Raw genomic sequence first — 12,899 nt, 5'->3', positions numbered from 1 at the left:
TGCAGAGGCCCGATCGCTAGTATCGGAGGGTGCTGACCCTTCCCTTCGAGAACATCGACCCGCCCGTCGAGCCGGAGACCGTGAACGAGACCTGGGAGTCATTTCTTGCGGTGCTGAGGGTCATCGGAGAAAAAGCGATCGGCGTCGCGATCATCGTCGTCGTCGCGCTTCTCATCGGATTCGTCCTCCGTTTCGCCGTCCGCCGGATCGTTCACCGCATCGTCGACAGTGCGAAGTCGAAGGCCAACGTCGATGACACACAGGCCTTGGAGCGCTCTCCACTCGCGGACATGCGTCTGATCCAGCGCACGCGCACGCTCGGCAGCATCCTGCAGAACATCATCAATGTGGCCCTCGTGTTGGTGGCTCTGCTCATGGTCGTCTCAGTGATCGCTCCAGATCTCATCGGCTCTCTGACACTGCTCACCGCTGCGCTCGGCGCCGGTCTCGGTTTCGGCGCGCAGAACATTGTCAAAGATGTACTGAACGGGCTGTTCATCGTCGCCGAAGATCAGATCGGAATCGGCGACGTCGTCGATACCGGACTCGCCAGCGGCGTCGTCGAATATGTGAGCGTTCGCGTCACCCAGGTGCGCGATGTCAACGGCACACTCTGGTACGTACGCAACGGCGAGATGCTGCGCATCGGCAACATGTCGCAGGGCTGGGCTCGCGCGATCATCGACCTCGGTGTTCCGGTCGATGCTGATGTCCCAGAGGTTGAGAAGGCCCTGCTCGCCGCCGCCGACGGCCTGTCGAAGGATCCGAAATGGCGTACCCGCATCATCGAGCGACCCGAAGTGTGGGGCTTGGAATCGATATCCGGCGAGGCGATCGTCATCCGTGTGGTCTTGAAGACGCGTGCTAACGCGAAGGATGACGTCGCGCGCGAACTGCGCATGCGTCTCAAGAGCGCAGTCGAGGAGATGGGGCTCACCCTGCCGAGCCTCGAATCCGTCGTGCCCACGGGGCCTGAGGGCGCGCGCCGAGTGCGAGGCGCTAATCCCCCGAGGACTCGTCCGAACCCAGTTACCGGCGTCCCCCCAGTACTACGAGGAATCTGGCGCAAGAAGGATCCGAAGCCCCAGCCACCGAAGCCCGAGACACCGAAGGACACCGAATGACGTTCTATGACGAGGTCGGCGGCTACGCCACGTTCGAGCGGATCGTGGATGGCTTCTACCGCGAGGTCGCCCTGGATCCAGTGCTGAAGCCGATGTATCCGGAGGAAGATCTTGGCCCCGCGGCGGAGCGGTTCACGCTGTTCCTGGCGCAGTACTGGGGTGGACCCTCGACCTACAGCGAGCGTCGTGGGCACCCCCGACTGCGGATGCGCCACCAGCCGTTCCACGTCAACCCGGATGCGCGCGACCGCTGGCTGCGTTGCATGCGCACCTCGTTGGATGAAGTGCAGCTGTCACCGCTGCATGATTCCACGCTTTGGGACTACCTGGAGCGGGCAGCATATGCAATGGTGAACACCATGGAGTCGTCAGGCATCGGTCCCGCCCCGGCGGGGCGGACGACCCTTGAGACCCGCAGCAGCAGTCCGGACTAAACGGAGAACGAATGACGACAACGCCCCTGTCTGCAGATGTCCTTGTGATCGGATGGGGGCTGGCCGGACTCGTGGCCGCATCTGAAGCCGCCACCGCCGGCAAGCGGGTGATCCTCGTCGATCAAGAGCCGCGCTCGAATCTGGGCGGACAAGCATGGTGGTCTTTCGGCGGCCTGTTCTTCATCGACTCCCCCGAACAGCGACGCCTCGGTGTCAAAGACTCCCTGGAACTGGCCACCCAAGACTGGTTCGGCAACGCGGCGTTCGATCGCGAGGAAGATCATTGGCCCCGCAAATGGGCAGAGGCCTATCTGCAGTTCGCTGCCGGCGAGAAACGCGCATGGCTCCGTGAACGCGGCGTCGGGTTCTTCCCCGTGGTCGGCTGGGCGGAGCGCGGCGGGTACGGCGCGATCGGACCAGGAAACTCTGTGCCACGATTCCACATCACCTGGGGCACTGGCCCCGGCATCGTTGCACCTTTTGCAGATGCCGTGCACAAGGCTGAGGATGCAGGAACGTTGACGGTCCTCCCCCGGCATCGCGTGACTGAACTTGTTGTCACCGACGGCGCTGTGGTGGGCGCGCGCGGCGATCGACTCGCTGACAGCTTGGCCGAGCGCGGCGCGGTCTCGTCGCGCGAGGTGGTGGGAGACTTCGAAATCTCTGCGGCCGCCACGATCGTGTCCTCCGGCGGCATCGGCGGAAACCACGACCTCGTGCGTGCCGCGTGGCCTGAGCGGCTGGGCACCCCGCCCGCGCACATGCTCTCCGGCGTGCCTGCGTACGTCGATGGCTCGATGCACGCGGTCTCGGAGGCCGCTGGCGCGCATCTGATCAACGGCGACCGCATGTGGCACTACGTTGAAGGCATCACCAACTGGTCTCCGGTGTGGCCGGCTCACGGCATCCGCATTTTGCCTGGTCCGTCGTCTCTGTGGCTGGATGCCACCGGCAAGCGGCTACCTGTTCCGCTGTTTCCAGGGTTCGACACCCTGGGAACTCTTGAGCACCTGCGCACGACCGGGCATGACCATTCGTGGTTCGTCACATCCAGGCAGATCGTCGAGAAGGAGTTCGCCCTGTCTGGCAGCGAGCAGAACCCAGATCTCACTGGCAAGGACGTGCGCCTGCTGCTCAAGTCACGCCTGGCAAAGGGTCCGACGGGTCCGGTGCAGGCCTTTCTCGATGAGGGCGAAGACTTCATCGTTGAGAACGATCTGGACAGTCTGCTCGAGCAGATGCAGCAGCACGCCGGCGGAGAAATACTCGACATCGATGCGGTTCGCCGCGAGGTCGTCGCGCGAGACCGCGAGATCGAGAATGACTTCACGAAGGATACTCAGATCGGGATGCTGCGTTCGATGCGAGGCTACCGCGGCGACAAGCTCATCCGCACCGCAGCGCCGCATCGTCTGCAAGATCCGGCAGCAGGTCCGATGATTGCCGTGAAGCTGCACGTGTTGACCCGCAAATCTCTGGGCGGCATCAAGACCGATCTCGACGGGCGTGCGCTCGACGTCGATGGCACGGTGATTCCTGGCTTGTACGCTGCCGGAGAGGCCAGCGGCTTCGGCGGTGGTGGCGTGCACGGATACCGTGCTCTGGAGGGCACTTTCCTGGGCGGATGCCTGTTCTCGGGTCGGCAGGCAGGGCGCGCAGCGGCGCGCTGATATCTCGCTACGCGCGTGATCCGGTTCCGCGGACCGCGGTGAGGCCGGTGACCATGGGTCCACGGGTCAACACATGCCCGCGGCTGAAGCCCAGGCGAGTCCAGCGGCCTGATGTGGTCACTGCCACGCTCTCTTCACCGGACACGAAGCCGAAGGCGTGCGCGGCGAACGCCATACCGCGTGGCAGACCAGAGAGATCTTCATCCGGCTCGCCCCAGATGCCCGCTCTGAGTGCTCGTACTGCATCTTCGCCTGCACCAGGAGTTGCTCCGCGCGCAACGGCGGAGATCCCCCACTGTGCACGCTGCGCCACTGCTGCCGCGTCCAGCGTGCCGGTGTGCTCCCAACCGCCACGCGGCGGCGCCACACCTGCCCAGGCGGGCGAAAGCCCGGTGTCAGGAAGCTGGAGCATCCGCTCGTCCTCGTCGGCGGTCAGCTCATCGACCACGATGTCGCATTCGAGTTCTGGGTCGGCACGAACGATGCGCATCGCGAGAATTGTCGGCGTCTGATCGAACAGTCCCTGCGGTGCCAGCGCAGCGGCGGTCAGCGCGAGGATGCCACCGGCTCCTTGCAGGCGCACGCCCTCGTCAGAGATCTGCCCAGCGCGGCCGACGAAGGTGAGGACATCTCGAGCGGTATCGGCGTCGGCGAGGACAAGGCGTTGTTGCACCGTTCTAAACTATCAACGATGCGATCGGTGGTCGCGGGAGGAGCGCCATGAATGTAGACGCACAGGCTCAGGCATCCGTCGATAATCTGCTCGACGTGCTGGATCTCGACGAGAGCAACGCTCGCACGACGGAAGATATCTTCACGGGAAAGTCGCAGAGCATGCCGACCGGGCGCATCTATGGCGGCCAGGTGCTCGGGCAGTCGCTGATCGCGGCAGAGCGGACGATGCCGGAAGACCGGGCAGTGCACTCGATGCACGGCTACTTTCTGCGGCCAGGTGATGCCACACGGGGAGTGACGATTGCGGTCGACCGCATCCACGACGGGCGATCCTTCTCGACTCGGCGTTCACAGGCATACCAGAATGGCGTCCCGATCTTCTCCATGATCGCGTCGTTTCAGGACGAAGCGCCGGGAGTCGAGCATGCAGCGCCGATGCCAGAGGGCGTGCCGGATCCCGAGCTGCTCGACTCCGATGAACGGTTCGCCGCGGAGTTGGGAGCCGGCATGGGCCGGATGCTGACTGAACGCCCGGTCGAAGTCCGTCATCTGGAAGAGCCGGTCTATATTTCCGTGTCGGGAGACCGTTCCCCACGGCAGGCCGTCTGGATGCGCCTACGCGCCCCGATGCCCGATGATCAGAGGCTCCACCGGGCCGCTCTCGCGTATCTCAGCGACATGACGATACAGGAGTCGATCCTGCGCGCGCATGGTGTGTCATGGGCGACACCAGGACTGAAGGTCGCCAGTCTTGACCACGCGATGTGGTGGCATCGTCCTGCGCGCGTGGACGAGTGGCTGCTTTACGTGCAGGAGTCACCGAACGCCCGCGGTGGTCGTGGCCTCGCCACCGGGCGGGTCTACACGCGTGAGGGTGCGCTCGCGGCCAGTGTCTCTCAAGAGATCATGATCCGGGTGCCGGACGCGAACTGACTTCGGTGCCCCGCCACGATCTCAACGGTGTGCGTAGGTGTTCGGCTTCCCGATGTACGGCGCCCATGCTTGGCGCATCGCGGTGGGCACACGCATCGGGCGTCCGCTGTCGGCGTTCACAAGGACGAGCACGGCCGTGGAGCGCGCGTACAGCACCCGCGTCTCGTTCGCGGGGTCGTTGAAAACCTCGTAGCAGACGTCGACGCTGGAGCCGCCGATCTTGCCGAACCACAGCTGCACGTCGAGCGGTCGGCGCTGGTACGGCACGGGCGCCAGGTACTCAATTTCCTGACGTGCGATGAGCGACAGTGTGCCAGACGCGATCCCGGTCTGCAGCACAGCGGTGGGCGGTGCCTCCTCGCCCTCGTCGGGCGCCCAGAAGGCACGCACGCGCGCCTCTTCCAGGAGCTTCAGCATCGAGGTGTTGTTGACGTGGTTGTACGCGTCAAGATCGCCCCAGCGAAGCTGAATCGGGATGGAGATGCGCGGGGCGGGCGCCAACACTGTCGGAACGCCCGCCGTGCTCGGCGTATCAGTCACGCGTCAGCTTGCGGTGAGTCGAACGGTGCGGGTTTGCCGCGTCGGCGCCGAGACGCTCGATCTTGTTCTTCTCGTACGATTCGAAGTTGCCCTCGAACCAGTGCCACTGCGCCGGATTCTCGTCCGTGCCCTCGTAAGCGAGAATGTGCGTGGCGATGCGGTCGAGGAACCACCGGTCGTGAGTGATGACCACGGCGCAGCCGGGGAACTCAAGCAGGGCGTTCTCAAGCGAGCTCAGGGTTTCGACGTCAAGGTCGTTGGTGGGCTCATCGAGGAGCAGCAGGTTGCCACCCTCCTTCAGCGTCAGTGCCAGGTTCAAACGGTTGCGCTCACCACCGGAGAGCACACCGGCCTTCTTCTGCTGGTCCGGGCCCTTGAACCCGAACTTGGAGACGTATGCACGAGAAGGAATCTCGATCTTGCCGACCATCATGATGTCGAGGCCGTCGGACACGACCTCCCACAGCGTCTTGTCCGGGTCGATGTTCGCGCGTGACTGGTCGACGTAGCTGATCTTGACCGTCTCGCCGATCTTCAGGTCGCCGCTGTCGAGCGACTCGAGGCCGACGATCGTCTTGAACAGCGTGGTCTTGCCAACGCCGTTGGCGCCGATGATTCCGACGATGCCGTTCGGCGGCAGGCTGAAGCTCAGGCCATCGATGAGCGTGCGATCTCCGAAACCCTTGTTGAGCTTCTTCGCTTCGATTACGACGCTGCCGAGGCGCGGACCAGCGGGGATCTGGATCTCCTCGAAATCAAGCCTCCGAGTCCGCTCCGCCTCTGTGGCCATCTCTTCGTAGCGGGCCAAACGCGCCTTCGACTTGGTCTGGCGTCCCTTGGCGCTCGAGCGCACCCACTCGAGTTCGTCCTTGAGTCGCTTCGCGAGCTTCTGGTCCTTCTTGCCCTGGATGTTGAGGCGCTCGGCCTTCTTCTCCAGGTAAGTCGAGTAGTTGCCCTCGTAGCCGATCAGGCGACCACGGTCGACTTCAGCAATCCATTCTGCGACGTTGTCGAGGAAGTACCGGTCGTGAGTGATCGCGATGACGGCACCCTTGTAGGCCTTCAGGTGCTGCTCGAGCCAGAGCACGCTCTCGGCGTCGAGGTGGTTGGTGGGCTCATCGAGGAGCAGGAGGTCAGGCTTCTGCAGCAGCAGTTTGGCGAGAGCAACACGACGCTTCTCACCACCGGAGAGCGGAGCGATCTCAGCATCTCCTGGCGGCGTGCGAAGTGCATCCATGGCCTGCTCAAGCTGAGAGTCAAGATCCCAGCCGTCAGCGGCATCGATCTCTTCCTGCAGCACACCCATCTCAGCGAGGAGCGTGTCGAAGTCAGCATCCGGGTCAGCCATCAGCGCGGAGATCTCGTTGAAGCGGTCAAGCTTCGGCTTGATCGCGACGCCCTCCTGGATGTTCTCCAGTACCGTCTTCGATTCGTCGAGTTCGGGCTCCTGCAGCAGGATACCGACACTGAATCCCGGCGAAAGCTTCGCTTCACCGTTTGACGGGTTGTCGAGGCCAGCCATGATCTTGAGGATCGTTGACTTACCAGCGCCGTTCGGGCCGACCATACCGATCTTCGCCCCGGGGAGGAAGGACATCGTCACGTCGTCAAGGATGAGCTTCTCGCCCACTGCCTTACGTGCACGAACCATCGAGTAGATGTATTCAGCCATACCGTTTAAACGCCCTTACTGGTCAAAATCGGATCCTACGTCGTGCCGCCGATACAGCACGAAAGTCTCCTTCCAGCCTACCCGGGAACGGCGCAACACCCACCTGATCGTTCGCGCGGGCCGCAGCGACGATCTCAGCCGCGTAGGTAGGCTCCTCGCTCGCCGGTAACTACCGGTATTTCACCAGTCGATCGAGCGGGTGTTGCCAATCAGGCAGCGTCCCTCAGCAAGCTGATCCATGATCGCGGTGACAGGCGCACCGGTCGACGGACCGACCTGTCCGATGAGGCAGAGGTCGTCGCCCCAGCGCACCGAGAACTGCAGACTCTCGGCGGGATTACCCACTGTTGTCGTGTCCTGAGTCACCTGCATGCCGGCACGGTCAAACCCTGCTGCCACCAGAGCGTCGATATACGCGCGCCCAGAGGTGTTCTCCGGCGACGCACCGACCCGTTCGACAATCGCCGTAAAGATCGGCAGGTTGTCTTCGGCCGTGCCATCGATGTGAAAAGCAGGGCCCTCGGGCGTGGGCGACGCGGTGGCGTTGGGAGCACTGCTCGCAGTGGCCTCTGGTTCTGGCGCAGGCTCAGATGTACACGCGGTCAACGCGAGCCCTACCAGCAACATCGTGGTGACGACGACGGAGCGACGGCGGGCTGTGGGGAATCGACGAGGCACGCTCCGATCCTACGGGCGCACCCCGTCAGCCCTTCCCAGGCGACGCTCATGTGGTGCCAGGCAGACCGGGTCTTCACGACGAGTTCATCGGCTCGACTTCATTGACTCGACGCCCATGACTGGCTCGACAGCGCCATTTCGGGCTCTTCGCCTTCCGACTCCTCCGCTGCCGAATCATCGGCGTCATCCAGCTCGGCTTCATCCACCTCGTTCTCGACGGGGCTTTCGACCGGCGTGATGCCGCTCTCGCTCAGCACCGGCCGCGAAGCGGACGCAGCGCTGTTGGCTTTGATGTAGGCGCTCGCGCCCCATCGCAGGTCGTGCCCGATCGCCTCGGCGTCGATGTCTGCGCTCATCCCCTTTCGCCCGCCGCTCTCCCACTCACGGAGCTTGAGCTTTCCGGTGACGATCACGCCGTCGCCCTGACGAAGCGAGGCCTTTGCGTGATCAGCGAGCTGGCGAAATGCCGAGACTGTGTACCAGTTGGTGCCGGTGTCGATCCATGTTTGCGACTTCGAGTCGTACCTGCTCTGCGGGCTGGCGACACGAAACTTCACGATGGAATCCCCGGTGCTCGTCGCGATCCGGTTCGGGTCTGCGCCCACGCGGCCAAGGATCGTCACGGTGTCATTCATTTCTGTCTCCTCTGTGTGCCCGGGACGCGCCCGGATCACATCAGAGTGCGCTCTGCGGCCGCCAGCGCGAGGCCGGAAAGGCGCGTTCGGTGGAGAACCCATCCAATTTGCTGATCAGTGGAGGAAAGGACGTTGCCCCCGCACGCCTGCGAAATGTCGGAGGTCGGTCATATGTTCGAGGTGAAAGGAGAACCCGATGTCCGACACACTGACTCAACACCTGCCCGAGGTGCCATACGCGCCGCCCCAGCTCTCTTCACAGCGTGAACAACTTGTCCGCGCATCGGATCACCTCTGGCGTGTACAAGACACGGCCGGCAAGGTTCTCGGCCACCTGCGCCTGGTCGCAGATCCGCTCGGACTGCGCTACCGCGCCGAGCGCTTGCACCTCGTCACCGGCGCCTTCCGCCTCGTCGGCGAGTTCTGGCGACCAGACGACGCCGTGCAGGCTCTGCGCAACGGGTGATGGTGCGTGCCGAGCACGGGGGCGCAGCTCAGCGCACTACAAGCCATACACCGGCACAAGAACTTCTTGCAGCTGATTGAGTACCTCGCATCCCACCCTTGTACCGATTGTGGCGAGACCGATCCTGTGGTGCTCGACTTCGATCATCTGCCTGGCGCGACGAAGAGATTTGAAGTGTCCCGCGCAGTCAATGCGTCAACTCGTTCGTGGCGACTGATATCGGCAGAAATTGCCAAGTGCGAGGTGGTGTGCGCGAATTGCCATCGACGCCGAACTTCGGCTCGCGCCGGCCACCGAAAGCACTTGATCTCCCTCGGACTGCCCATTCCCGCACCGGCCGCGGTCAAATCCAAAGCACGAACTGTGCCGCATGGCGGCGGCTCGAAGGGGCGGCGCGGATGTCCGTGCACGCTCTGTCACGAACGACGAAACGCCTACGCCCGAGAATGGCGCGCACGTAAGCGCGATTAGATGCAATGCAGATGAGCGTCGCCAAAAGTATCGCTAATCTAGATGGTGACCCCCAGTAGCTCAGTGGAAGAGCATCGATCTTCTAAGTCGCCGGTCGCACGTTCGAATCGTGCCTGGGGGACCAAACCCGCAATGTCCATGCCCTCAGTAGAATGAGGGCATGGTATCTGCGTCTGACAACGATCGACTTGTTTGGATCGACTGCGAGATGACCGGTCTGGATCTCGCTACGGATGAGCTCGTCGAGATCGCGGTCGTCATCACTGACTTCGAACTGCGCCCGCTCGACCCGGGGTTCCAGGTGGTCATCAAACCGAACGACTCCGCGTTGGCGAACATGAATGACTTCGTCACCAAGATGCACGCGACGTCCGGTCTGATTGAAGAAATTCCTCACGGCATCTCCCTGGCGGATGCCGAGGCGCAGACTCTCGCCTACATCAAGAAATTCGTGCCTCTCGAGCGTAAAGCTCCCCTGGCCGGCAACACGATCGGCACCGATCGCATGTTCCTCGCGAAGTACATGCCACAGATCGACAACTGGCTGCACTACCGAAACGTCGATGTGTCGAGCATCAAAGAACTCTCACGGCGCTGGTACCCGCGCGTGTTCTTCCAGGCGCCGGAGAAGAACGGCGGTCACCGGGCTCTCGCAGACATTCTGGAGTCGATCCGTGAACTGCAGTACTACCGCGAAGCGGTCTTCGTGGACGACCCAGGACCGACCAGCGACGAGGCTCGAGCGATCTCTGAGCGCACCGTGTCGTCGTTCACCTCGGACGTGTAATACAATCGTCTAGTTGCCTGTTTCGGCGGGCACATGGTGGCTATAGCTCAGCTGGTAGAGCACCGCGTTGTGGTCGCGGGGGTCGCGGGTTCAAGCCCCGTTAGCCACCCCAGTGTCGAGAAGGCCCGGATCTCAGGATCCGGGCCTTCTCTGTCTCTTGACACGCGCTCGGCCCTCGACTCTCACAATCTGTTCTCCACTCTGAATTCCGACGGTGGTAGCGTCAGCTGATATCGACGTCTACGACAATGTCGAGAAGACTCCTAGGAGTATGAGTGTTCCTCAATATGCATGAACAAGAACGGCTCATGATCTACCTGGCGAGCCAACTCGCCCGCGAGCGACGATCGCGCGGTCTCAGACTGAACCTGCCCGAGGCGACTGCGCTCATATCCTCCGCCCTCTACGAGGGCGCCCGCGATGGCAAGTCTGTCGCTGATCTGATGGAGCAGGGGCGTCACATCCTGTCCCGCGAGGACGTCATGGACGGCGTGCCCGAGATGCTGGCGCAGGTGCAGATCGAGGCGACGTTCCCCGACGGTACGAAGCTCGTGACAGTGACGGGGCCGATCCAATGAACGCTGATGACGAGAGCGCACCGATCGAGAAGGCGCCGCGCCCGGAGCACCCCAGCGACTATCCGGGGCGCGAGTACCCTGACGAGAACAAAAAGTTCACTAGCAAGGCCGAGCGCACGCACTCCTCCGGTCTGAGCAACCCCAGCGAGCCGCGCCGCCCCGGCTTGGGAGAGCGACAGGCACCGCTACGCGACGCGCCGAGGATGCCACCGGAGCCACCGATCGTGCCAGGTGAGCTGTTCCTCGCCGACGAGGGCGTGCTCATCAACGTCGGGCTCGAGGTCACCACTCTTCGTGTATCCAACACGGCTGACCGTCCGATCCAGGTGGGTTCGCACTTCCACTTCTTCGAGGTGAATGCTGCCCTCGACTTCGACCGCGATGCGGCATGGGGGAAGCGGCTCAACGTGATGTCGGGCGGCGCCGTGCGCTTCGAACCCGGCGCGATCGCCGAGGTCGAACTGGTTCCTATCCAAGGGCAGCGCATCGTGCGCGGCCTGCGAGGACTGTGCAGAGGAAAGCTTGATGGCTGAGATCCCCCGGTCCGAGTACGTCGCGTCCTACGGACCGACCACCGGCGATCGCATCCGCCTCGCCGACACCGACATCCTGATCGAGATCGAGGAAGATCGCTCAGGCGGCGGCGACGAGTCCGTCTTCGGCGGCGGCAAGTCAATCCGCGAATCCATGGGGCAGTCGTGCGCGACACGTGCGGAGGGAACCCCTGATCTCGTCATCACCGGTGCTGTCATCCTCGACCACTGGGGAATCATTAAAGCGGATATCGGGGTCCGCGACGGGCGCATATGCGGTATCGGGAAGTCCGGGAATCCGGAGACCATGAACGGTATCGATCCGACCCTCGTGATCGGACCTTCCACGGAGATCATGTCCGGCAACGGCATGATCATCACCGCGGGAACCGTCGACACCCATGTGCACTTCGTGGGCCCTCAGATGTTCGAGCTCGCACTCGCCACCGGCACCACCACCATGGTCGGCGGAGGCACCGGACCGTTCGAAGGATCTAAGGCGACGCTCGCAACTCCAGGGGCCTGGTGGCTGGCCCGCATGTTCGAGAGCATGGAACCCCTCCCCGTCAACTACCTCTTGCTGGGGCGCGGCAACACCGTGTCAGAAGAGGCGATGTGGGAGCAGCTGCGCGGCGGCGCCGGCGGCTTCAAGGTGCACGAGGACTGGGGTGCGACCCCCGCTGTCGTCGATGCGGCGCTGCGCGTCGCGGATCAATCGGGCGTGCAGGTCGCGATCCATTCCGACACGCTCAACGAGGCCGGGTTCGTAGAGGATCTGTTGCGCGCGGTCGACGGACGAACCTTCCACTCGTATCACACCGAGGGAGCCGGCGGCGGGCATGCCCCAGACATCATCCGCATCGCCTCGGAGCTGAATGTGCTCCCCGCGTCGACGAATCCGACCCGACCGTTCACCGTAAACACGGTGGACGAACACCTCGACATGGTGATGGTTGCGCATCACCTCAACCCACAGGTGCCGAACGACCTCGCGTTCGCCGAGAGCAGGGTGCGGGCCGGGACGATCGCCGCTGAGGACGTGCTGCAGGACATGGGTGCGCTGTCGATCATGTCATCGGATGCCCAAGCGATGGGTCGTATCGGCGAAGTCGTGCTGCGCACCTGGCAGACGGCACACCAGATGAAGCGCATCCGCGGCTCGCTTCCCGGCGATGGTCGCGCTGACAACAACCGTGCACGCCGCTATGTCGCCAAGTACACGATCTGTCCTGCGATCGCCCACGGTCTAGAGAAACACGTCGGCTCCATCGAGGTCGGGAAGATGGCAGACCTCGTGTTGTGGCAGCCCGCACTCTTCGGGGTGCGTCCGCACACCGTCATCAAGGGCGGCATGGCAGCATCCGCCGCCTTGGGAGACCCGAACGCCTCGATCCCGACCCCGCAGCCGGTGCTGCCGCGGGCGGGGTTCAACAGCCGCAGCCCCAGCGCGTCCTCGACGAGCGTGGCCTTCGTCTCCCAGGCCGCCATCGATGATGGACTCGCCGACCGGCTTCGCGTCGAGCGTGAACTCGTGCCGGTTGAAAACGTGCGAAACCGTTCCAAAGCCGACATGACTCTGAACACGGCGATGCCTCAGATACAGGTGAATCCCGATACCTACGGAGTGACAGTGGACGGCGAACTCATCGAGCATGAACCCGCTCGCGAGGTGCCCATGGCACAGCGGTACTTCCTCTTCTGAC

Annotated in this window: 14 protein-coding genes and 2 tRNA genes; 11 read left to right on the top strand and 5 right to left on the bottom strand. The window is 63.4% G+C overall.

Annotated elements, in window-relative coordinates:
• Positions 1 to 32 precede the first annotated feature (32 nt).
• From AC1C2O_RS02115 to AC1C2O_RS02105, 3 genes are read left to right on the top strand one after another with little or no spacing between them, the layout of a single operon-like run.
• Positions 33 to 1,124, top strand: coding sequence for a mechanosensitive ion channel family protein (locus tag AC1C2O_RS02115; protein ID WP_495431644.1), 1,092 nt, complete (start codon positions 33 to 35; stop codon positions 1,122 to 1,124).
• Entirely contained in the window at positions 1,121 to 1,558 is a 438-nt protein-coding gene (locus AC1C2O_RS02110) for a globin (RefSeq protein ID WP_495428783.1), read from the top strand. Before AC1C2O_RS02115 ends, AC1C2O_RS02110 begins: the two co-directional genes overlap by 4 nt.
• Positions 1,559 to 1,569: 11 nt before the next feature.
• Positions 1,570 to 3,228, top strand: coding sequence for an FAD-binding dehydrogenase (locus tag AC1C2O_RS02105; RefSeq protein ID WP_495428782.1), 1,659 nt, complete (start codon positions 1,570 to 1,572; stop codon positions 3,226 to 3,228).
• Between the two features lie 7 nt (positions 3,229 to 3,235).
• On the opposite strand, the gene AC1C2O_RS02100 is transcribed toward AC1C2O_RS02105, so the two are convergent.
• Positions 3,236 to 3,901, bottom strand: coding sequence for a DUF8185 domain-containing protein (locus AC1C2O_RS02100; protein WP_495428781.1), 666 nt, complete (start codon positions 3,899 to 3,901; stop codon positions 3,236 to 3,238).
• Positions 3,902 to 3,948: 47 nt separating this feature from the next.
• Between AC1C2O_RS02100 and AC1C2O_RS02095 the strand changes: the two genes are divergently transcribed.
• Positions 3,949 to 4,836, top strand: a complete 888-nt coding sequence (locus AC1C2O_RS02095; RefSeq protein WP_495428780.1) for an acyl-CoA thioesterase — start codon at positions 3,949 to 3,951, stop codon at positions 4,834 to 4,836.
• A gap of 21 nt (positions 4,837 to 4,857) precedes the next feature.
• Here AC1C2O_RS02095 and AC1C2O_RS02090 read toward each other — a convergent pair whose 3' ends face one another.
• From AC1C2O_RS02090 to AC1C2O_RS02075, 4 genes are all read right to left on the bottom strand, one after another.
• Positions 4,858 to 5,376, bottom strand: a complete 519-nt coding sequence (locus tag AC1C2O_RS02090; protein WP_495428779.1) for an acyl-CoA thioesterase — start codon at positions 5,374 to 5,376, stop codon at positions 4,858 to 4,860.
• Entirely contained in the window at positions 5,369 to 7,048 is a 1,680-nt protein-coding gene (ettA, locus tag AC1C2O_RS02085) for an energy-dependent translational throttle protein EttA (RefSeq protein ID WP_495428778.1), read from the bottom strand. The genes AC1C2O_RS02090 and ettA overlap by 8 nt, the downstream gene beginning before the upstream one ends.
• 180 nt (positions 7,049 to 7,228) lie before the next feature.
• A complete protein-coding gene (locus AC1C2O_RS02080; RefSeq protein WP_495428777.1) occupies positions 7,229 to 7,726 on the bottom strand; it encodes a DUF6993 domain-containing protein in 498 nt (165 codons plus the stop codon).
• Between the two features lie 98 nt (positions 7,727 to 7,824).
• Positions 7,825 to 8,361 (bottom strand): single-stranded DNA-binding protein, encoded by a 537-nt coding sequence (locus tag AC1C2O_RS02075; protein ID WP_495428776.1) that lies wholly within the window; start codon positions 8,359 to 8,361, stop codon positions 7,825 to 7,827.
• A 196-nt stretch (positions 8,362 to 8,557) separates the two neighbouring features.
• Between AC1C2O_RS02075 and AC1C2O_RS02070 the strand changes: the two genes are divergently transcribed.
• The 7 genes from AC1C2O_RS02070 to AC1C2O_RS02040 all read left to right on the top strand — a co-directional run bounded on the left by AC1C2O_RS02070 (position 8,558) and on the right by AC1C2O_RS02040 (position 12,898).
• Entirely contained in the window at positions 8,558 to 8,827 is a 270-nt protein-coding gene (locus tag AC1C2O_RS02070; protein WP_495428775.1) for a hypothetical protein, read from the top strand.
• A gap of 520 nt (positions 8,828 to 9,347) precedes the next feature.
• Positions 9,348 to 9,422, top strand: a tRNA-Arg gene (locus tag AC1C2O_RS02065).
• Between the two features lie 36 nt (positions 9,423 to 9,458).
• Positions 9,459 to 10,085: an oligoribonuclease gene (gene orn / locus AC1C2O_RS02060; RefSeq protein WP_495428774.1), complete on the top strand. Its 627-nt coding sequence runs from the start codon at positions 9,459 to 9,461 to the stop codon at positions 10,083 to 10,085.
• Between the two features lie 36 nt (positions 10,086 to 10,121).
• Positions 10,122 to 10,197, top strand: a tRNA-His gene (locus tag AC1C2O_RS02055).
• Positions 10,198 to 10,372: 175 nt separating this feature from the next.
• The gene (locus AC1C2O_RS02050; protein WP_495431643.1) at positions 10,373 to 10,663 is read left to right on the top strand and encodes an urease subunit gamma; all 291 of its coding nucleotides are present in this window, start codon (positions 10,373 to 10,375) and stop codon (positions 10,661 to 10,663) included.
• Positions 10,660 to 11,196 carry an urease subunit beta gene (locus AC1C2O_RS02045; RefSeq protein WP_495428773.1) on the top strand — a complete coding sequence of 179 codons (537 nt, stop codon included), beginning with the start codon at positions 10,660 to 10,662 and terminating at the stop codon, positions 11,194 to 11,196. The genes AC1C2O_RS02050 and AC1C2O_RS02045 overlap by 4 nt, the downstream gene beginning before the upstream one ends.
• Positions 11,189 to 12,898: an urease subunit alpha gene (locus AC1C2O_RS02040; RefSeq protein WP_495428772.1), complete on the top strand. Its 1,710-nt coding sequence runs from the start codon at positions 11,189 to 11,191 to the stop codon at positions 12,896 to 12,898. The genes AC1C2O_RS02045 and AC1C2O_RS02040 overlap by 8 nt, the downstream gene beginning before the upstream one ends.
• The last annotated feature ends 1 nt before the right edge of the window (position 12,899 follow it).

The organism is Microbacterium sp. Y355, assembly GCF_059445345.1.
The sequence above is the reverse complement of the archived record's forward strand: the minus strand, read 5'-3'. Positions and strand labels throughout refer to the sequence as shown.